This is a genomic window from Ruegeria sp. Alg231-54, assembly GCF_900143525.1.
Classification (GTDB): domain Bacteria; phylum Pseudomonadota; class Alphaproteobacteria; order Rhodobacterales; family Rhodobacteraceae; genus Ruegeria.
This window is the reverse complement of the sequence record NZ_FREZ01000001.1, coordinates 601,240-621,730: the sequence shown is the minus strand read 5'-3', so window position 1 is coordinate 621,730 and position 20,491 is coordinate 601,240. Positions and strand designations below refer to the sequence as shown.

Here is a 20,491-nt window from a genome sequence, read left to right as displayed (position 1 = left end):
CGTTATTCTCCCGGCTGTTCAGAGGCGACGACGGCATCCACCGCAACGCCCGGGCGAACCCGCTGCAGGCCCTCAACAATCACGCTTTCACCTTCGCGCAGACCATCTGTCACAATAATCGCCGTCCCAACCACGTCGCCGGTTGTGATGTAGCGCTGTTCGACCATCTGCTTGTCATTCACCACCAGCACGAACTCACCGCGCTGATCGCGTTGCAATGCGGCCTGAGGGACCAGCACCTGAAGGGTCGGTTCCAATGCTTCGATTTGAACGCTCAGGAATTGGCCGTCGATGATATACCGATCGGTGTTAGGGAACTCAGCGCGGACGGTGATCGCACCTGTCAGAGGGTCGATGCGGTTGTCCACAAAAACAATCTCACCTGTTTCGTCGAGCTTGGTTCCGTTGGGCAGGGTCAGATGTACGTTCGGGCTTTTGTTGCTTTCAGCTAGTGAAGCTGCGCTCTCTCCAACCTGTTCGAGGACCGAGGTGAATTGTTTTTCGTTTAACGAGAAATTTACATAAATCGGAGCTTCGCTTACCAGGTTGACGAGCGGAGGATTTGTCGGCCCCACAACGTCGCCTACGCTGGTTTCCACACGTCCAATCCGCCCGTCAAACGGCGCGTGGATCTCGGTGTAACTCAGGTCCAACTCTGCTTGTTGGATGGCAGCGTGAGCGGCCTTGACCTCGGCCTCGGCGACCAGTTCATTGGCGCGGGCGATGTCACGCTCGGACTCCGGGGTGGCATCGCGTTTGTACAGCTCTTCCTTTCGGGCCAGATCGACCTTGGCAAGCTCCAGATTGGCCTCCGCCCGGTCCAGATCGGCTTTCCGGGCCTCCAGGGTCGCCTCATAAAGATCGGGTTCGATGGTGAACAACAGGTCGTCTTTTTTGATAAGCGCACCGTCTTCCACGTCCTGAGTTTCAAGAAAGCCGTTCACGCGGGCGACAATATCCACCTTGTTAATGGCCTCGGCACGCCCGATGAACACGGCCTCATCGGTAATTTCTTCGGTATAGGCCGCTGCGATAGACACTTTCGGCGGCGGCGCGTCGCTTTGATCCTGCGCCAGCGCCGTGAACGAGACGCCCAAACTGGTCAGTGCCGCGATGGCCAAGACCGGACCTCTGTGTCGAAAAAAGGAATTACTGAATGCAAGGGACATGGCGGGCGCCTCGTTAGACCTAAGGATATTGCGCCGGGGCAACTCTGTTGCCTCGACGAGTCGTGCTGTTTGATCAGCAGGATGGCCGTTTTGGAACTTTATCTCAAGCTTCTTGAATGCGTCGGCTGGGTGGTGTGCCCGGAAATTATTTTGGTTTCAGGCGGACTTACGCCAAGATCCTATGGAGTTTTGGCGCCCAAACCCGGTTTTAGCCCCATTTCAAAAGAAAACGGAGGCCAAATGGCCTCCGTAACTATGGTGTCGTGATCCAAAATATCAGTCGCGCTGTCCAGCGAATCTGGATTGCAGGTCTTCGCGCTGTTCGTCCGTGATCTTGGCGAACAGAACGTCCGGCACCGTGAACGCGTGACCGGCGGGCAGGGCGTCCAGCGCGGCAGCAACATCGTCAGGCCAGCTGGTGTCCAAAGTGTTCATTGCGCTCAGTATCTTGGCCGAGGCTTCAGGGATGAACGGTGCGCTGAGTACGGCGTAGAGACGGATCAGGTTCAGGCCCAGACGTACCTGAGCGGCGGCCTGTTCAGGGTCTTCCTTGAAGGTTGACCATGGGGCAGCAGCTTGCAGGTATTCGTTGCCCGCAACCCAGATCGCACGAAGTTCCTGCGCGGATTTGCGAACCTCCATCGCCTCCATATGCGCTTCATAGGCGCGGACGCGTTTGGACAGTTCTTCGATCAGCGCTTGTTCGCGGTCGCCATAAGCGCCGCCTTCAGGAACTGCCTCGCCGAATTTCGAACGGCAGAACTTAGTAATGCGGCTGACAAAGTTACCCAGAACATCCGCGAGGTCCTTGTTCACCGACTGCTGGAAGTTCTCCCACGTGAATTCGCTGTCGCTGCTTTCTGGTGCATGGCTCAGCAGCCACCAGCGCCAGTAGTCGGCCGGCAGGATTTCCAGTGCCTGATCCATGAACACGCCACGGCCCTGGCTGGTCGAGAACTGACCACCATCGTAGTTCAGGTAGTTGAACGACTTGATGTAGTCGACAAGCTTCCAACGTTCGGATGACCCAGATTCTCCGTTGTATGTGTTGGTGCCCAAAATCGTCGCCGGAAAGGACAGCGTGTGGAAGGGCACGTTGTCCTTGCCCATGAACTGGACATAACGGACATCATCCGCACCTTTGTCGGTGCGCCACCAGCGTTCCCAATCGGCCTCGGTCCTGCCGTTGGCATCCGCCCATTCCTTAGCGCAGGCGATGTATTCGATCGGCGCGTCGAACCAGACGTAAAAGACCTTGCCTTCCATGCCGGGCCAGTCCTGATCGCCCTTCTTGACCGGAACGCCCCAGTCCAGATCGCGGGTAATGCCGCGATCCTGTAGACCGTCGCCGTCATGCAGCCATTTCTTGGCGATCGAGGTGGTCAGGATCGGCCAGTCGCTTTTGCTGTCGATCCACGCATCCAGCTGATCTTTCATCGCAGATTGACGCAGGTACAGGTGCTTGGTCTCGCGCACCTCCAGATCGGTCGATCCGGATATGGCCGAGCGCGGCTCGATCAAATCGGTCGGGTCCAGCTGTTTGGTGCAGTTTTCACACTGGTCGCCCCGCGCACGTTCATAACCGCAATTGGGGCAGGTACCTTCAATGTAGCGGTCAGGAAGAAAGCGGCCATCGGCGTTGGAATAGACCTGTTTTTCGCTGACTTCGCGGATCAGCCCTGCATCGTCCAGCTTTCCGGCAAAATGCTGGGTCAGCGTCTTGTTCTGCTCGCTGGATGAACGGCCAAAATGATCAAAGCTCATACCAAAACGCTTGGCGATGTCGGCTTGAACCTCGTACATATCTGCGCAATATTCAGCCACTGGCTTGCCCGCTTTCGCTGCGGCCAGCTCGGCAGGTGTGCCGTGTTCGTCCGTGGCGCACAGGAACATGACCTCGTTCCCCCGGCCACGCAGGTAGCGTGCGTACAGATCAGCCGGCAATTGCGAGCCGATCAGGTTACCGAGATGCTTGATCCCGTTGATGTAAGGGATCGCTGAGGTGATGAGAATCCGAGCCATGTTCCGTTTCCGCGTAACTGTCTGCGCGCCCGTCTACATTATGTAACCGGCCAGCAAAACCCCGGCTTTGGTTCGGACGTCATTTTAGGCACGGGTCGACGGGATAGTCGGCCTAGCTTGCCGCCTAGGATTGCGCTGCCTTCACCGCATGCAATACCCCAGAGTTGTAAATTAGAATCACAAACTCTTGAATTTCCGCAATGACTTCCCATCTATAATGTATACCACAGTATACAATAACGAGGGCAAACAACTGATGTTCGACTTTCTGCTTGAGGGTGCATTTGCGCCCTTCACTTTGGCGCTTGCGCTTCTGTTCGGCCTGCTTGTGCTGGAACTGATCGCATTGGTCCTGGGTGGAAGCCTTATGGCGAGCGAGGGCGATGTCGATCTGGATGTTTTGGATGCCCCCGATCTGGATGTCGGTGATTTCGGTCTGGATATTGATGCCGACATGGATCTGGGCGATTTCGAATTGGCCGAGATCGAGGCAGACGCGCCTGGCGCGGTCTCTGCGGGACCTTTGGCGTGGGTGGGGATCGGCAAAGTGCCGTTCATGATCTGGCTGGTGGTTCTGCTGGCAGGCTTCGGTTTGTCCGGTATGGGCCTGCAACTGACGCTGCGCGACCTGCTGGGCTTTGACCTTCCGCCTTGGATGGCTGCGATTCCCGCCGGTGCCTTTGGCCTGTGGTTTGCACGTGGCTTTGGCGGCACCTTTGCTCGTCTGCTGCCCAAGACCGAGACCGAGGCGATGTCGGAACGCCTGCTTGCCCGTCGCCGTGGCGTGATCACCCAAGGCACCGCTTCGCGCGGACGCCCCGCCGAGGTGCGCGTCATGGATCGGTTTGGCAATACCCACTACCTGCGCGCCGAGCCGTTGCAGGACAAAGACACGCTTGAGCAGGGCACCGATGTGCTTGTGCTGCGCGACCGACGGCGCGACCGGTTCGTTCTGGTCGGCATGTCTGAATAACCAAAATTTCTAACCCCATCACGGAGGATTTTGCATGGAACTTACATTCCTAGCCGTCACAGTTGTGACCATTCTGGCAGTAGTTTTGTTTATCGGCCTTGTGCTTGGTCGTCTTTACCGCCGAGCGACCCGAGAGATCAGCCTGGTGAAAACCGGTGCTGGCGGTAAGAAAGTCATCATGGATGGTGGCGTCATCGTCGTGCCGTTGCTGCACGAAGTCAGCCCCGTCAACATGAAAACCCTGCGTCTTGAGGTTCAGCGCAGCGGTGAGGCCGCTCTGATCACCAAGGACCGGATGCGCGTGGACGTGGGCGTCGAGTTCTACGTTTCGGTCATGGCGACAGAAGAGGGCATCGCACGTGCTGCGCAAACCCTTGGCGACCGTACATTCGACGTCGAACAGCTGCGGGAAATGATCGAAGGCAAATTGATCGACGGTCTGCGCGCTGTTGCGGCCCAGATGACGATGGACGGTCTGCACGAAAACCGCGCTGACTTTGTGCAAGAAGTGCAGAATGCGGTCTCCGAGGATCTGTTGAAAAACGGACTGTCCTTGGAATCCGTTTCGTTGACCGCGTTGGACCAGACGCCGTTTGAGGCTCTGGACGAAAACAACGCCTTTAACGCTGTGGGTATGCGCAAGCTGGCTGAGGTCATTGCAACCTCAAAGAAAGAGCGTGCGCAGATTGATGCCGATGCCGAGGTCGAAGTGCGCCGTGCAGCGATGGAAGCTCAGCGTCAAAAGCTGTTGATTGAAAAGGACGAAGAGCAGGCGCGCATCGAGCAAACGCAGCAGATCGAAACGCTGCGCGTGGCGCAAGAGGCCGAGGTTGCAGCCCGGACCGAAGACTCGGTACGCGAAACGGAGCGCGCACGGATCGGCCGTGAAGAAGCCATTCGCGCCGCAGACATTGAGCGTGAGCGTAAAATCCGCGAAGCCGAGATCTCGAAAGAGCGTGAACTGGAAGTCGCCGAGCAAGAGCGCCAGATCATCATCGCGCAGAAATCCGAAGAGGAAAGCCGCGCCCGTGCATCTGCCGATCTTGCCCGTGCCGAGGCAACCAAAGCGACCGAAGCCGTTGCGACCGCGCAGAAGGTTGCCGAGGCCGAGCGTATCAAGCAGATCGCACTGATCGAAGCGACACGTGAGGCCGAGCGTCAGGCGACGGCAATCCGACTGGCTGCGCAAGCTGACAAAGAGGCCGCCGCTGACCGTGCCGAAGCGCGTCGTGAAGAGGCGCAGGCCGAAGCGGACGCTCTGAACATTCGGGCTGAGGCCAAGAAGAACGACATGCTGGCCGAAGCCGAAGGTAAGCGTGCGATCGTCGAAGCAGACAACGTTCTGTCAGTGGATCAGATCCGCATGAAGGTTGATCTGGCGCGGATCGAAACCATGCCGTCGATCATCGCGGAAATGGTCAAGCCGGCTGAGAAGATCGACTCGATCAAGATCCACCAGGTTGGCGGAATCGGTGGCGCCAATGGCGGTGGCGCATCGAACGGCGACAAGCCGGTCGTCAACCAGGCGCTGGACTCGATCATGGGAATGGCGGTGCAGATGCCCGCGCTCAAGAAGCTGGGCGAAGAGCTTGGCCTGTCGATGGAAAGCGGTGTCGGGGGTGTCGTCAACGGTGCGCTTGAATCGACGGTTGAACCTGCCGAAGAAGGCGGCGTGATCGAAGAAGAATCGCGGACAGAGCACTAATCGAAAAGGGCCGGGGTTTTCCTGGCCCTTTTTTATTGCCTTTCACGCGACCGTTTCAGCAAACGACCAATCGTGAACGACGTGCGTGGCGCGTAGACATAGTTGGTCCGCTCTTCGGGCGTCGGGCGTGAACGCATTCGGGCCAGGCCGAAGATGATCAGAAAAACATGGCCGACCGCCACAAATGCAAACAGGGCTCCGGGTCCGAACTGCTGAATCAGTGTCGATGAGATATAGGGTGAAGCTATCGCACCCAAAGCGAACCAGAACATCAGTGCCGCGGATAGCTCAACCCGTTCTTCTGCCGTTGCAAAATCGTTCGCATGGGCAGAAGAGACTGAGAAGATCGGGAAGGTTGTCAGGCCAAAGAAAACAGCGGCCAGCATGACGCCTACCGTTCCTGTTCCGCTGGCCACCATTGTGACACCGCTGCTGACGACCGCAGCAACGGACAGCCAGATCAGCACCCAGCGCCTGTCATATTTGTCGGCCAGCCAGCCAACCGGGTACTGCGCCAGTGCGCCACCCAATACGAATGACGCCAGGAAGAATGCGATTTGGTCCACGTCCAGCCCAACTTCCTGACCGTAGACCGGACCAACCATCCGAAACGACGCAGAGCTGAGCGCCGCAACGATCACACCTGCGACGGCCAAGGGCGAGCTGCGCCAGGCCAGTTTGGGCTTTAGCCGAGGGGCGTCGGGTGTTTTCGGCTGGCTGGCCCGTGTCAACGTCAGGGGCAACAGGGATGCGCAGCACAGGATTGCCAGCAAGTTGTAGGACACGTATGAAGCAGGCGGCAGAACCGCGATGATCAACTGCGCGCACAGAGACGCGCCCATATCCGCGATGCGATAAGTCCCCATGGCGCGGCCGCGCGTTTCGTTTGTGACTTTGGCGTTCAGCCATGCTTCGATCACCGTATAGGCCCCGGCGACACAGGTTCCGGAAGCGACCCGAAGGGCTGCCCAGATGTACGGGTTTTCGGTCAACGTATGCCCAATAAGACCCATTGCGCCCAAGGCGGTGCAGACTGCGAAGGCCCGCGAATGACCAACGCTGCCCATTAGGCGCGGAGCCCACCAGCAGCCAATGAAGAAGCCAAGAAAGTGCGCTGATCCCAACATGCCGATTTGTCCGGTCGAGAAACCAAGCGTGATGCCGGATATCGCATCCAAAGGACCAACGCCGCCCGTTGAGAGCTGCAGAAGAATGACGGAAAGAAACAGGGCGGCAAAAGAAATGATCGTGCGCATAGTGCGCCCAGCATTACCCCATCAGCGAGCGTTGCGCGTGATAATTCGACCTCTGCGCGTCGTTTTTTGTCCTTTGGGTGTCAGGCCTTGCGGGTCAACTCGGCCCGGATGTTCAAAGACACGGTATCGGCGACCAGATCGGGATAACCAGAGGCGCCGAACTCGTGGCGGTTCAACGCGCCCGACAGTCGAATTGACAAAGCGTTCAGGTCATTGGCCTCAGTTCCGGGTTCGCGGTACAGATTGGCTTGCAGGGTCACAGGGCGCGTGACCCCACGCACCGTCAGGTTTCCGGTGATAGTTGCGCCTTCGGAAATGCGGCCGGTGGGGCCAAGCTGTATCCGGGTGGATTTGAACGTAATGCTCGGAAATTCCTGCGCGTTTAGCACGCTTTTGCTTAGCATCGGGCCGCGGGCAAAGGGCAAGCGGGTGCGCGCCGCGGCTACATTCAGCACGACGGTGACACGGCTATTTTGCAACTGATCCGTGTCGACCCGAATATCTGCTGATTGGATCGGCATCGTGCCTGACTGCGCAACCCCCGAAAGCATGAAGGAAAATCCGACGGACGTCCCGGCTCGAGACAATTCATATTGGACCAACGCAGCATGAGTTGGCCGTGCCAACGGAAGGCTCGCCAGACCCGCAATCAGAAAGCGCCGCGTCAATGATCTCATGCCAAAACCTTTTGTCTGTGGGCACGCGAGCGGCTGAGCAGAAACAGCAGAATTCCGATGTTCAGGCCGTTCCATAGAATGCCGTTTACGAAAGCCAGTTGGTAATTGCCGGTCACGTCGTAAATCCAGCCGGACATCCATCCCCCCAGCGCCATGCCCATGATCGTCATCATCATGACAAACCCCACGCGCGCGCCGGCCTCTCGCGGGGGCATATATTCGCGCACGACAAGGGCATAGCCGGGAACGATGCCGCCTTGTGATAGGCCAAAAAGCAGGCTGATCAGGTAGAGTGAGGCCATCCCGTCATAAGGCAGGAACAGAAACAGCGCGAGGCATTGCAGGACCGAGCCGATCAGAACCGTCAGAACGCCGCCCAGTTGATCGGCGACCATGCCTGATATTACTCGGCTGATCACACCTCCGAACAGCATCAGGGACAACATCTCGGCGCCGACTGTGGGTCCGTAACCCAGCCCGACGCAATAGGACACGATATGCACCTGAGGCATCGACATCGCGACACAGCACGAAATACCGGCCAGACCGAGGATGTATTGAAGTGCCCGGGGGGAAATGCCAACGCTGCGCGCCTTGATTTGTGCGGCCGACGCGGCGGTGCTGTGCGCCTCGGCCGGGACCTGTCGGCGCAACAGCAGAGACAGGGGGATCACGACCAGCAGCGTTATGACGGCCAGCGTCAGGTAGACATGCTGCCAGCCTTCGCGCGCGAGTATGCCGGACAGCAATGTCGGCCAGATGGCCCCGGACAAGTAGTTTCCGCTAGCCACCAGACCCACAGCGATCCCTCGTCGTTTCATGAACCAGTGCGAGATGTCGGCGATCAATGGTCCAAAGCCGATTGATGCCCCGAGGCCCAACAGAAGATGTGCGACGGACAACATCACAATGTTTGGCGCCAGTGTCGCCAGCAGATAACTGGTCGCACTGAGGATTGCGGCCCCGATCAGGGCTTTGGTCACGCCCAGCCGATCCACCAATTGCCCCATCCAAAAATTGCCAAGGGCGAACCCGATCATGGCCAATGTGTAAGGCATCGCGGCCTCGGCGCGTCCGGCGTTGAATTGGGTTTCGATGGCGGGCATCACAACGATGACTGCCCACATTCCCACATTTGCCACGGTTGCGATGATCAAAGTGATCGCAAGTCGCAGCCAGGAGTATCGGCTATCGTGGATCGCGTGGCTCATCCCGAAACGCTAGGGCTCGGTCCTTGCTTTGGCCAGTCACAAACCCCGTGAGGGGCGCGTGATCACACGGGTGTGTCTTCTGTGGCGATCTGTTGCAGGTGCAGACCGGCGCGCGGTTTGGTCTGCGTGGCATGCCAGCTGACCGGGGGCAGGGCGCGGGCGCGGCGGCGGGTCAGGGTCCAGCGTCGGGCCTCTACCTGATGGTTTGCGGCCATGTGCCAGCGCGTCTCTACCCCCTGTGCACCACCGTCACCAGGGGTCAGCAGCACCCCAAGCGGAGCCCGCCCCATCGCACCACCCTGTTCTGCGGCCAGATGCATGCGCCGCACTGGCGTCAGCCCCGGTGCGCCCGGCAGATCACCGACAACCAGAGGCATGGCCGCGCTGCGCAGGGCCTCTTCTACGCACCACAGCAGGTCTTCGGACCGGGTCGGGCGCACAAAGATGAACCGGGCGGGATCGGCAAAGGCCATCATGCCATCGGGGTTAAGCTGGCCGGGCTCCCATGCGGGCGCGATCCACAGCACCGGCCCCTGCATCTGCCCCGCCAGCCACATGGCAAAGCTGCGCCGGGCGGGGCCGCAGGCCTCGTGTACGCGGGCCAGTTGCAGTCTGATCTGCGGATGAAGATCTATCCCCGGCACCTCACGTGCGGGTTTGCGGCCAAGAAGATGTGTAGACATGCTGTCAGGCTAGCATGTTCTCACTTTGTTCTCAATTGTGTAATTGCGGCAACGGATGCCTTAACGCGACAAAAGCAGGCGGCCATTGGCGAACTGGATATTCGAGAACCGATGCAGGTAATCCATACCCAGCAAGGATTTGTCCAATTCCCCTTCATTCACCCAGGCCGAGATATTCTGGTCCGTGATTGGCCCCAATGCCAGCGTGTCAAGACGCACTGGCGCGGTCCGCACAACTCCATTGGCCGTGTTTGCCCGGCCGAAATAATTCAACTGATCGGGATCAATGCCAACACGTTCGGCATCCCGCGAGCTTAAAACAATCTGGCTTGCGCCGGTGTCCACCAGAAAGGTGATCGGTTCTCCGTTCACATCAATGGGCAGATAATAGTGCCCGTCGGAGGCGCGCGGAACCTCTATGGTCTGGCCGGTGACAGTCATTTGCGGGGCAGGGCCAACAGTGGTGCGGATGTCTTCCCACAGGCCGACAACGGCAATGACACCAATAAAGATAAAGACCCAGGCCAAAGCCTGCTGCAGCGTTTTGTTCAGAGACTGGCGGTTTTGCGCGACAAACCACGCCACAACGGCCGTACCAAGCACGGCCAGATATACCAAACGTCCAATGGTGTCGCCGTCCATAGCGCTCCTCACCATATTCACTGAAAGATATATGGGGTTTTACGACGCAAATCCAAAGGCCTTGAGGCCGTCCAGGATGAATTGAACCGACAACGCCGCCAGCAGCATCCCCAACAGCCGCGTCAATACGTTCAGGCCGGTTTTGCCCAGCAAGCGCGCAATCAGGCCGCCAGACAGGAAGAAGGTTAAAACCACGGCCATGACGGCCAGCATGACGATACAGGCCTCGACAATGCCAAGAATGCCCGGGTGCTGTCCGGCCAGCAGGATAATTGTTGCAATTGATCCGGGACCGGCGACCAGCGGAATGGCCAGTGGGAACACGGACGGGTCGTGGTGTTCCTCTTCTTCCTCGACCCGGTCTTCACGGCGTTTGGTGCGTCGTTCGAACAGCATGTCCAATGCGGTAAGGAACAACAACGCGCCCCCGGCGACCTTGAAGGCCTCCATCGAGATACCGACAAAACCCAGCACCGCTTCGCCAAAGGCGGCAAAGGCAATGAGTATGCCAGAGGCCACGGCACAGGTGCGATAGGCGGTCCGGCGACGGGCGCGGGCGTCCATGTCCTGAGTTAAAGCCACAAAAATCGGCGCGGTGCCAAAGGGGTCAATCACCACGAACAGGGTGGTGAAGGCGGTGATAAAAAAGGCGAGGTCGATCATTTGCCAGCACCTTGTTGGAGTTCCAACAGAACGGCCACAGCTTCTTCCGCCAGATTGCTTGGAACATAGACGTGGTCGTGGTGATACCCCGCGACAATGTTTGCCGGAATGTCACTTTGTGCAAGAGCATCGGACACAGCGGCAGTCAAGCCAACGCCTTCTAGTGAGGAATGAACCCGCAGGGTGATGCACTTCATACTGATGGCGCCAGCGGGTGCTGCGTCGATTGGCACGATAAGGGACAGTCCTTCGGCTTCCATGCAACTGGCCCGCGTTCCTTTGGGCCAGGCTTTGTCATGCGGCCAAACGACAAAGGCAAATTCTGTGTCCTGAAGTTCAGGGCGCATGCCTGCGATCATGGCAGTCGTTTCGATTACGGGTTTCGTCATGTTGTTTCGGCCTTTTCCAGGCGTTCGGCTGCGACGACCCAAAGAACCTCGGCTTTTTGCATGGCTTCGACCACTTCGGCAAATTTCCGGTTCCAAGTTGCAAGATCGTTTTTCCTGTCGTCCTCGTAAAGCGCAGGATCTGCCAGTTTGGCCGACAATTTATCGTGCATATCCGTTAGCTTCTCGATCCGGTCCTCGCATTTGCGAAGGTCCGCTCGCAGGGTCAGCACTGCGTCGCGCGAAGGGCGCTTGGGTTTGATAACTTGCGATTTCTCTTTGGCCGGTTTGTCGCGTCCCAGCAGCATGGTGCGATAGGTCTCGAGATCTCCCTCGAAGGGTTTTACCGTTCCGTCCGAGACCAGCCACAGATGGTCCGCGACCAGCGACAATAGGTGCATATCGTGGCTGACCAGAACCACCGCACCGGAATAGGCGGTCAACGCTTCGACCAATGCCTCACGGCTTTCGATATCCAGGTGGTTGGTCGGCTCGTCCAGGATCAACATATGCGGCGCGTCAATGGTGGCGATCAGCAGCGAAAGGCGTGCCTTCTGGCCGCCCGATAGACGACCAACCTTGGTTTCAGCCTGATCCGCGTTCAGCCCGAACCCCGCCAGACGCGACCGCCACTTGCCCGGCGCCTCGTTCGGGCGCAGGCGTCGCAGATGGTCCAGCGGCGTTTCGTCCACATAAAGCTCATCCACCTGATGCTGCGCAAAATAACCAATCCGCAGCTTGTTGCTGCGGGTCATCTTGCCAGCCATCAAAGGCAGGCGGTCGGACAGCAGCTTGGACAGGGTCGACTTGCCCTGACCGTTCTTGCCCAGCAGCGCGATCCGGTCATCCTGGTCAATACGCAGGTTCAAGCGGCGCAGCACCTCGGTTTCACCATAGCCTGTCAAGCCGCCTTCAATCTGAATGATCGGCGGGGACAGCTCTTCTGGTTCGGGGAAGGAGAATGCGCGCAGTGCGGCCTCTTGAGGGGTTGAAACCAGCTGAATGCGCTCGATCATTTTCAAGCGTGACTGGGCCTGAACCGCCTTGGATGCCTTGTAGCGGAAGCGATCCACGAAACTCTGCAGATGGGCGATCCGGGCCTTGGCTTTCACGTTCTCGGATTCCGCCTGTGCCAGCCGTTCAGCGCGGCGTTCGGCGAATTTGTCATAAGGAACCGCGTAGTAGGTCAGCTTGCGGTCTTCCAAATGCAGGATCGACCCCACCGCGCGGTTCAGCAGCCCGCGGTCGTGGCTGATGATGATGACGGTGTGCGGATATTTGGCCAAATAGCTCTCCAGCCACAGCGCACCTTCGAGGTCCAGATAGTTTGTCGGTTCGTCCAGCAGCAGCAGATCGGGCTGTGAAAACAGCACCGCCGCCAACGCCACGCGCATCCGCCAGCCGCCCGAGAAGTCGGAGCAGGGGCGCAACTGGTCGTCATCATCAAACCCAAGACCTTTGAGAATCGAGGCCGCGCGCGCCTCGGCAGACCAGGCGTCGATATCTACCAGACGGGTCTGAATTTCGGCGATGCGTGTGGGATCGGTCGCGGTGTCGGCCTCGTCCATCAGCGTGCTGCGCTCGGTATCGGCGGCCAGAACCGTGTTGATCAGCGACACATCTGAGGAGGGCACCTCTTGCGCCACTCCGCCAATCCGGGCGCGCTTCGGGACATTGATATTGCCTGATTCCAGAGCCAATTCGCCCCGGATCAGTCGGAACAGGGTTGTCTTCCCTGTACCGTTCCGTCCCACAAGGCCAACCTTGTGGCCGTCGGGAATAGTCGCACTGGCCCCATCGAACAGAGGGCGGCCTTCAACCGCGTAGGTTATGTCTTGAATCCGTAGCATGAGGCGCTCTTAGCAGAGCCTTCTTGCCGCCGCCAGCAGCTTGATATGTTCAATATCCAGGCAATGTGTTAGCGCTGATCCGGTTGGCATTACTCGACGGTTTTCATCATGCGCGCGGCTCAGACGCCTCCTTCTTTGGTCACTTTGATCTTCGCTACGGCGTTGTCGGTGCTGTCGTTGAACATGTTCCTACCGTCGCTTGCGCGAATGGCCGAGGGCTTTCAGGTCGACTACGGACTGATTAACCTGTCAGTCGCCGGGTATCTGGCTGTGTCCGCTGTATTGCAATTGATCATGGGGCCGTTGTCCGACCGATATGGTCGCAGACCGATCCTGTTGATTTGTATGGCAGTTTTCACAGTGGCATCCGTTGGCTGCGTATTGGCCGAGTCGATCTGGATATTCCTCGGCTTCCGTTTGCTTCAAGCAGCGGTGGTGGCCGGGCCCGTGCTGTCCAGCGCCTCAATCCGGGATCTCTATGCCCCGAACGAGGCCGCCAGCAAGCTGGGCTATGTTGCGATGGCAATGGCTTTGGCACCGATGCTTGGCCCGATGTTGGGCGGAGCATTGGATATGCTGTTCGGTTGGCGCGCCGGGTTCATTTTGTATTCGGTCCTCGGGGCGGGGATGCTGGTGCTGTTGTGGGCGGATATGGGTGAGACGAATACGAACCGTTCCGCAACATTCTCGGCTCAGCTAAAGGAATACCCGCACCTGTTTCGCGCGCGTCGGTTCTGGGGTTACGCGCTGTGCGCGGCATTCTCGATCGGCGGGTTCTTCAGCTTTATCACCGGTGCGCCATTGGTCGCCGCGGTCTGGTTCGACCTGAGCCCTGCCATGCTGGGTCTGGGGATCGGAATTATTACCGGCGGCTTCATGGTGGGCAATTTCATCACCGGGCGTATCGCGGCACACACGAAGCTGACGACGATGATCCTGATCGGTCGGGTCGTTGCCTCTATTGGCCCTTTCTGCGGGTTGCTGCTGTTCACAGCAGGTCTGGGTTCAGTCTGGGTATTCTTTGGCTCGGCCATTTGCGTGGGCTTCGGTAACGGGCTGACGAATGCCAACGCCTCGGCCGGGGTAATGTCCGTGCGACCCAATCTGGCAGGCAGCGCCGCGGGGCTATCTGGCGCGCTGATCGTGGCGTTGGGTGCAGTTCTGACCTTGATGACCGGCGCGTTTGTTAGCCCCGAAAATGGGCCCTTTCTGGTGTTGGGCATGATGTTCGCCAGCAGCTTTGTGGGATTGCTTGCTGTGCTTTACGTTCGCCGGATCGACGCGTCAGAGCCCTTGCCGGACACAATCTGATCGCCAAGACCCACTGGCGCAATCATTCCACTTTTCATGAGGCACATACCGTGTTAGGCGGCGCGCGATGGATTTCGGCGCGTACCTCGCGCCATATAGTAAGGAGAGGCCGATATGGCACTGGAACGCACATTCTCGATCATCAAACCTGATGCAACCCGTCGCAACCTGACTGGCAAGATCAACGCCAAGTTCGAAGACGCTGGCCTGCGCATCGTTGCGCAAAAGCGCATTCACATGACCAAAGCTCAAGCTGGCAAGTTCTACGACGTACACGCCGAGCGTCCGTTCTATGACGAACTGTGCGAATTCATGTCCTCCGAGCCGGTTATCGTTCAGGTTCTGGAAGGCGAAGGCGCCATTGCCAAGAACCGCGAAGTCATGGGCGCAACCAACCCCGCAGACGCAGCACCCGGCACCATCCGCGCGGAGTTCGCTGAATCGGTTGGCGAAAACTCGGTCCACGGTTCGGACGCGCCTGAAACTGCTGCGGTTGAAATCGCATACTTCTTCTCGGGCATCGAACTGGTCGGCTAATCCGCCGTCAGACGAAGTTCAGGGCCGTATCCCATTGGGGGTGCGGCCTTTTTCGTTTCAGACCTCTTTAAGATCTTTCGGTGCAACGCGTATGCCAATTGCATCCAGATCAGAAATCATCTGGGTTTCCGGGGCGGTACTAACGCTGGATTTTATTGCGTCGAACTTTACGCGCAGCGCCTTCTTTTCCTCGCCCTTGCAGTCGTTCCAGGGGCGCCCCTGCAATCCCATCACCAGCACGTAGTATCCGATGAAATGCGGCCGGGTGCCCGCCTGTAATAGCCGTGCATAGGCTTCGTCCGGCCCCAAATCGCGCAATTCCTGCGCAGAATGAATACCCGCGCGTGCGCAGGATTGCTCAAAAGCCGGGCCGAGATTGCGGATCGATGAAACAGGATCAGACATACCCCCGTCTTAGCCAAATGCCCGGACAGAGTCATTCGGTTGTTCGAGCAAAACCAGATGTTCCGGTCATTGCTGTTGATCAACAGAGTTAGTCGTTGATCGGATCGCAGGAATATGAATTCATGATCACGTACTGGATCCTCGGTGAAAGGGACGCTCTTAATGGCTCGGGTCAAAAACTGTTTTGTTATCCCGGGCACATTCGATGAGGCGGGTTTTACAAAATCTTTGAAAGAATTGGCATTGCGGTTCGAGGCCGCTGAATCTGCTGGAAATTTTGATATTCTGGATTGTCATGACCAATCCCTTAGGGCATCTGTCAAGATTTTGATCCAAACTGATGGGTCATTGTTTTTGTTGCGCGGCGGTAGAGCCGAAACTCAGCGATGCAAGGGTAAGGGCAAGTTCGTGCAGGAATTGCCAGACGGACCCGTCAAAGCGGGTCTAGCGGGCTTTCCCAAGTTGCGCGCGTTGATGAGCGTCGGGACGGGCAGAGCCTCGCACCGATCATTTGCCATTCTGGGTGACCTGCAAAAGACACAAGTGCGTGGCACGATGATGTTGATGTCCTCGGATCAGGGGCAGGTAACTGTTGTTACTGTTCAACACATGCGCGGATATGACCGGGCGAATAAGACTGTTTGTGAAAAGCTGACGAAATTGGAGGGTGGTAAAAGCAAGGCTAAGCCATTGTTCGACTGGTTGTTTCCCGACGCGACCATATACAAGGCCAAGCCCGAAATCCGCGTTAGTAAACAAGAGCCATCAATCGAAGTCGCCGCCGACATCATTCGCACCTATCTGGCGGTTGCGCGCCAGAATGAGGCGGGCGTGATCGATGATATCGATACTGAATTTCTGCATGACTACCGCGTTTCCCTGCGCCGCGTGCGATCTGTGATCAGCCTGTTCAAGGGGGTGCTCTCGCCTGAACAAACCACTGCATTAAAGCGCGAGTTTTCCGGTCTGATGGAACCCACTGGCCGAGCGCGGGATTTGGACGTCTACCTGTTGGAAAAAGACAGTTACTTCAATCTGATACCGTCGAACCTTCATGAAGGTGCCGTGGCCATGTTTGGGCAATTCGAAAAGGAACGCAGCCAGGCACTTGGACGTCTGTCTCGGCTCTTTCGGACGCAGAACTATGACAATCAGATGAAAAAGTTGACCGAGCTTTTCGCTGATCCGACAAACCTGCAGCCTGGCCCAAATGCAGATCGGCCTGCCTATGAATACGCGCGCGCCCTGATCTGGAAACGATATCGCAAAACCTGCAAACTGGCGCGCGGCATTACGCCAAACACGCCTGACGAAGCTGTGCATAATCTGCGGATCGACTGCAAAAAACTGCGTTATCTTATGGAGTTCTTTGCGCCTTTGTTTGACGCAAAGGCATTTAAAACGATCATCAAGCCATTGAAAAAGCTGCAGGATAATTTGGGTCTATTCAATGATTTCTCAGTCCAACAAGAGGCGCTTCTGAGCTTTGTTAAACAGCACACCAATATGCAAGGCCGCGCTGATGCGCAGTTGGCCTTATCCGTGGGCGGGCTGATTTCTGTTCTGGATCAGCGCCAATTGGCGGAACGTGACCGTGTCATCGCAAGTTTCAAGCATTTCGACAGCCCGGACATCCGGCACCTGTTCCGCAGTTTGTTTCATCAAAAGGAGGGCTGAGAAGTGAAGATCATTGCCTGTTACAGCAACAAGGGCGGTGTGGGTAAAACCGCGACCTCGGTCAATCTGGCCCATGCTTACGCGGCAGCGGGGCACAGTGTTTTGCTATGCGACCTGGATCCGCAAGGGGCGTCTGGGTTTTATCTGCGCGTCAAACCATCCAAAAAACTGACAGATGCAACGTTCTTTGAGGATGTCGCGCGGTTTACCAAGTCCATTCGCGCCAGTGACTTCGAGGGGCTGGACGTGCTGCCAGCAAACATGACCTTTCGGGATTTTGACGTCTTCCTGTCGCGGATGCGGAACAAACGATCCAGGCTGAAAAAAGCGCTGATCTCGGCGGGCAGCGATTATGAGGTGATCATTCTGGATTGCCCGCCCAACTTTTCGACCCTGTCGGAAAACATCTTCAAAGCGGCCGATCAGATCGTGGTTCCGGTCATCCCGACGACTCTGTCTGAGCGGTCTTTCGATCAGTTGGTCGGTTTTTTCGATACCAACAAGTTGTCGAAGAAAAAGCTGACAGCATTCTTTTCCATGGTGCAACAGCGCAAGACCCTGCACCTTGAGACTATGGATGCGATGCGAAAACTCTATCGCAAGCGGTTCCTGCACAGCTCAATCCCGTTTGCGGCGGATATCGAACGGATGGGGCAGAACCGTGCGCCGGTCAGTGAATTCGCCCCGCGCAGCGCCGCCAGCTTGGCATATCAAAAACTGTACGATGAGATGGAAAACGGAGTGGTTTCAAAGCGATGAGCACCGAAATTGAACGCAAGTTTCTGGTGGCGGAACTGCCCGACCTGAGCGGAGCGGACAAGGCCGTCATCCGTCAAGGCTATCTGACTGCACCGGACGATTCCACGGAATTGCGCCTGCGGCAAAAGAATGACAGGTACTTTTTGACGCTCAAAGGAGCGGGCTCCTTGGTGCGGGTGGAACGCGAGGCCAAAATCACGGCCGAGCAATTCGAAACCTTCTGGCCGGAAACCGAAGCACGTCGGGTTGAGAAAGAGCGCTATACCGGAAAAATGCCAGACGGTCGGGTGTTTGAGCTGGACATCTTTCTGGGAAACCTCGCGCCGCTGCGGCTGGTCGAGGTGGAGTTCGACACAGAGGCCGAGGCACAGGCATACACGCCGCCCGACTGGTTCGGAACAGATGTGACGGCAGATAAACGTTATAAAAACAAGATGATGGCGATCAATGGTGTGCCAATCTAGGGCTTGCGCGCCAATTTGATCGTGGCCTCAAGACCCGGGTCGCAATTGCGCGCCTCGAATGCGCCCTGATGCATGTGTGAAATCGCCGCCACCAGCGCCAGACCCAGGCCTGAGTTGCGCTCGGTCCTTGCGGGATCGAGCGTCACAAACGGCACCTGCAGACGTGGCAAATCCTCTTCTGGGACACCAGGGCCCCGGTCACGCACGCTCAGGCAGGTGTAGGGGCCGCTTTCTGACAGGGTGATCGTGATTGCCGTCTTTTCCGGGGCATAACGCATGGCATTTTCCAGAAGATTTGACAGCGCTTGAGACAGAAGCGGGCGGTGCCCCTGAACAGTGTGGGCGGTGCCGACGACCTCCAGCGAGATGCCCTGATCGGCGGCAACTGGTTCGTACAGCTCGACGACGTCGCCAATCAGTTGCTGCAGATCCACGGGTTCGAATTGTTCACGCCCGACACCGGCTTCGGCGCGTGAGATTTCAGTCAATTGCCCCAGAACACGCAGCACGTGGTCGATCTCGGCCGTAGCGCGGGCCACGTCGACCTCGCGGTCCAGATCACTTTTGGACGGGTCAGACAGCGACTCGACCCTTTGGCGCAGACGGGACAGGGGGGATCGCAAGTCATGCGCGATTGAATTCGAGGTTGTGCGCAGATTGCTGATCAGTTCCTCAATCCGGTCCAACATGCTGTTCAAGGTTCCGGCCACTTGATCCAGCTCATCCCCGGTTCCGCGCAAGGGCATGCGGCGGGACAGATCACCTGACACGATGTTTTCTGCCGTGCCCGCAAATTCCGACAGGCGAGTGAACACCAGCCGGGTGAAAAGCCAACCGGTCAAAAGGCTTAGCGCCAGTGCAATGGCTAGGGCCAAGCCAACCGCGCGCAACAGTGCACGGTCGAATTGCTGCCGTGCAAGGGCATCCCGACCTACCAACAGGCGTTCGCCACCGGGCAGGCGAACTGAGGCGGCCGAGATCGGCACCAACTGGTCGTTATCGGCGCGGCGAAGATCCAGATCGACCCAACCGCTGCCTGCCGTGACATCCGCAGGCCAGTGCTTGAGGTTCCCGGCCAGCTTCACACCGAACCGGTCGGTCAAAAGATACAGCGCATCCCGCTCGGACGCGGTTGGAATCCTGCGTTCAATGGCTTGCAACAGCCCGAACAGACCGCGTCGTTCGTATTCATCTGCCAGGCCTGTCAGTTCGGCGGATACCACTGAACGGGTCTCACCCTCGATACTGCGATTGGCGGTGAAGTATACAAGCCCCAGCACGATTGCGGTCAGCAACGTGCTGAGAACCATGCTGGCTAGAACGAGGCGGGTGCGAGAATTATTGAACGAAAGTCGCAAGTTATCCATCGGATATCATGTAACCCGCACCTCGAACCGTTTCAATCAATGGCGGCCTGTCGCCTTCATCCAGCTGGCGGCGCAGCTTTGATATATGGACGTCGACCACGTTGGTATTCGGGTCGAAATGATAATCCCAGACACCTTCCAGCAGCATTGTGCGCGATACAACGCGGTTCTTCCGGCGCAGAAAGAATTCAAGGATCTGGAACTCACGCGGGGTGAGGGAAATCTCTTGCCCGTCGCGGGTGACCTTGCGGGTCAACAGATCCATCTCAAGATCGCGGCAGGTCAGCGTCGCGGTTTCCTCAGATTCCTGCGGGCGTCGCAACAGGGCTTCGATCCGCGCATGCAGTTCTTGGAACGAAAACGGTTTGACCAGATAGTCATCCGCACCCGAGCGCAAGCCCTTGACCCGTTCGTCAACCGCGCTCATCGCGGTCAGCATCAGGGTAGGGGTCTTGACCCCTGCGGCTCGCAAAGATCGGATCAGCGACAGGCCATCAAGACCAGGAAGCATCCGGTCCAGCACAATGGCGTCAAACCCGCCATCCGTGGCGTGGTACAGACCCTCGCGCCCGTCTGCGGCCTGCTCGACCACATAACCTTCCTCGCCAAAGCCCTTGGCGATGAACTCACGAGTGTCCTCGTCATCTTCGACGATCAGCAGGCGACGGCTCATATTTTGCGTTCCTTTCTAGCGGGATTTAAACACAAAAATCCGGCAAAGCACATGATTTGCT

General features: G+C 57.8%; 20 protein-coding genes. 7 read left to right on the top strand and 13 right to left on the bottom strand.

The window, feature by feature from the left end:
- Positions 1-2: 2 nt before the first annotated feature.
- Positions 3-1,169, bottom strand: a complete 1,167-nt coding sequence (locus tag DHN12_RS03125; protein WP_108858830.1) for an efflux RND transporter periplasmic adaptor subunit — start codon at positions 1,167-1,169, stop codon at positions 3-5.
- A 276-nt stretch (positions 1,170-1,445) separates the two neighbouring features.
- Positions 1,446-3,191 (bottom strand): methionine--tRNA ligase, encoded by a 1,746-nt coding sequence (metG, locus tag DHN12_RS03120; protein WP_108858829.1) that lies wholly within the window; start codon positions 3,189-3,191, stop codon positions 1,446-1,448.
- 217 nt (positions 3,192-3,408) lie between these two features.
- Between metG and DHN12_RS03115 the strand changes: the two genes are divergently transcribed.
- Positions 3,409-4,164 carry an OB-fold-containig protein gene (locus tag DHN12_RS03115; protein WP_234416533.1) on the top strand — a complete coding sequence of 252 codons (756 nt, stop codon included), beginning with the start codon at positions 3,409-3,411 and terminating at the stop codon, positions 4,162-4,164.
- A gap of 34 nt (positions 4,165-4,198) precedes the next feature.
- Positions 4,199-5,869 carry a flotillin family protein gene (locus DHN12_RS03110; protein WP_108858827.1) on the top strand — a complete coding sequence of 557 codons (1,671 nt, stop codon included), beginning with the start codon at positions 4,199-4,201 and terminating at the stop codon, positions 5,867-5,869.
- Positions 5,870-5,901: 32 nt separating this feature from the next.
- On the opposite strand, the gene DHN12_RS03105 is transcribed toward DHN12_RS03110, so the two are convergent.
- The 8 genes from DHN12_RS03105 to DHN12_RS03070 form a co-directional block, all read right to left on the bottom strand.
- Positions 5,902-7,125 (bottom strand): MFS transporter, encoded by a 1,224-nt coding sequence (locus tag DHN12_RS03105; RefSeq protein ID WP_108858826.1) that lies wholly within the window; start codon positions 7,123-7,125, stop codon positions 5,902-5,904.
- Between the two features lie 80 nt (positions 7,126-7,205).
- Complete coding sequence (locus tag DHN12_RS03100) at positions 7,206-7,802, bottom strand: YceI family protein (protein WP_108858825.1); 597 nt, start codon at positions 7,800-7,802, stop codon at positions 7,206-7,208.
- Positions 7,799-9,013: a CynX/NimT family MFS transporter gene (locus tag DHN12_RS03095; RefSeq protein WP_108858824.1), complete on the bottom strand. Its 1,215-nt coding sequence runs from the start codon at positions 9,011-9,013 to the stop codon at positions 7,799-7,801. The genes DHN12_RS03100 and DHN12_RS03095 overlap by 4 nt, the downstream gene beginning before the upstream one ends.
- 62 nt (positions 9,014-9,075) lie before the next feature.
- The gene (locus tag DHN12_RS03090; RefSeq protein ID WP_108858823.1) at positions 9,076-9,696 is read right to left on the bottom strand and encodes an ImuA family protein; all 621 of its coding nucleotides are present in this window, start codon (positions 9,694-9,696) and stop codon (positions 9,076-9,078) included.
- Positions 9,697-9,756: 60 nt separating this feature from the next.
- Positions 9,757-10,338, bottom strand: coding sequence for a TIGR02281 family clan AA aspartic protease (locus DHN12_RS03085; protein WP_108858822.1), 582 nt, complete (start codon positions 10,336-10,338; stop codon positions 9,757-9,759).
- A gap of 39 nt (positions 10,339-10,377) precedes the next feature.
- Positions 10,378-11,001: a MarC family protein gene (locus DHN12_RS03080; RefSeq protein ID WP_058273801.1), complete on the bottom strand. Its 624-nt coding sequence runs from the start codon at positions 10,999-11,001 to the stop codon at positions 10,378-10,380.
- Positions 10,998-11,390 carry an ACT domain-containing protein gene (locus tag DHN12_RS03075; RefSeq protein ID WP_108858821.1) on the bottom strand — a complete coding sequence of 131 codons (393 nt, stop codon included), beginning with the start codon at positions 11,388-11,390 and terminating at the stop codon, positions 10,998-11,000. Before DHN12_RS03075 ends, DHN12_RS03080 begins: the two co-directional genes overlap by 4 nt.
- Entirely contained in the window at positions 11,387-13,237 is a 1,851-nt protein-coding gene (locus DHN12_RS03070) for an ABC-F family ATP-binding cassette domain-containing protein (RefSeq protein WP_108858820.1), read from the bottom strand. Before DHN12_RS03070 ends, DHN12_RS03075 begins: the two co-directional genes overlap by 4 nt.
- 108 nt (positions 13,238-13,345) lie before the next feature.
- Here DHN12_RS03070 and DHN12_RS03065 point away from each other — a divergent pair, with 108 nt between their 5' ends.
- On the top strand, positions 13,346-14,548 hold the full coding sequence (locus DHN12_RS03065) for a multidrug effflux MFS transporter (RefSeq protein ID WP_199913461.1): 1,203 nt from the start codon (positions 13,346-13,348) through the stop codon (positions 14,546-14,548).
- Positions 14,549-14,662: 114 nt separating this feature from the next.
- Positions 14,663-15,085, top strand: coding sequence for a nucleoside-diphosphate kinase (ndk, locus tag DHN12_RS03060; protein ID WP_058273797.1), 423 nt, complete (start codon positions 14,663-14,665; stop codon positions 15,083-15,085).
- A gap of 57 nt (positions 15,086-15,142) precedes the next feature.
- Here the strand turns inward: ndk and DHN12_RS03055 are convergent, their stop codons facing one another.
- Positions 15,143-15,490, bottom strand: a complete 348-nt coding sequence (locus tag DHN12_RS03055) for a TfoX/Sxy family protein (RefSeq protein ID WP_108858818.1) — start codon at positions 15,488-15,490, stop codon at positions 15,143-15,145.
- A 357-nt stretch (positions 15,491-15,847) separates the two neighbouring features.
- Here DHN12_RS03055 and DHN12_RS03050 point away from each other — a divergent pair, with 357 nt between their 5' ends.
- From DHN12_RS03050 to DHN12_RS03040, 3 genes are read left to right on the top strand one after another with little or no spacing between them, the layout of a single operon-like run.
- Positions 15,848-17,167: a CHAD domain-containing protein gene (locus DHN12_RS03050; protein ID WP_234416532.1), complete on the top strand. Its 1,320-nt coding sequence runs from the start codon at positions 15,848-15,850 to the stop codon at positions 17,165-17,167.
- Between the two features lie 3 nt (positions 17,168-17,170).
- Positions 17,171-17,926 (top strand): ParA family protein, encoded by a 756-nt coding sequence (locus DHN12_RS03045; RefSeq protein WP_108858816.1) that lies wholly within the window; start codon positions 17,171-17,173, stop codon positions 17,924-17,926.
- The gene (locus DHN12_RS03040; RefSeq protein WP_108858815.1) at positions 17,923-18,390 is read left to right on the top strand and encodes a CYTH domain-containing protein; all 468 of its coding nucleotides are present in this window, start codon (positions 17,923-17,925) and stop codon (positions 18,388-18,390) included. The genes DHN12_RS03045 and DHN12_RS03040 overlap by 4 nt, the downstream gene beginning before the upstream one ends.
- Here DHN12_RS03040 and DHN12_RS03035 read toward each other — a convergent pair.
- Positions 18,387-19,757, bottom strand: a complete 1,371-nt coding sequence (locus DHN12_RS03035; RefSeq protein WP_108858814.1) for a HAMP domain-containing sensor histidine kinase — start codon at positions 19,755-19,757, stop codon at positions 18,387-18,389. The two genes, DHN12_RS03040 and DHN12_RS03035, sit on opposite strands and share 4 nt — an antisense overlap.
- A complete protein-coding gene (locus DHN12_RS03030; RefSeq protein WP_058273791.1) occupies positions 19,750-20,430 on the bottom strand; it encodes a response regulator transcription factor in 681 nt (226 codons plus the stop codon). Before DHN12_RS03030 ends, DHN12_RS03035 begins: the two co-directional genes overlap by 8 nt.
- Positions 20,431-20,491 lie beyond the last annotated feature (61 nt).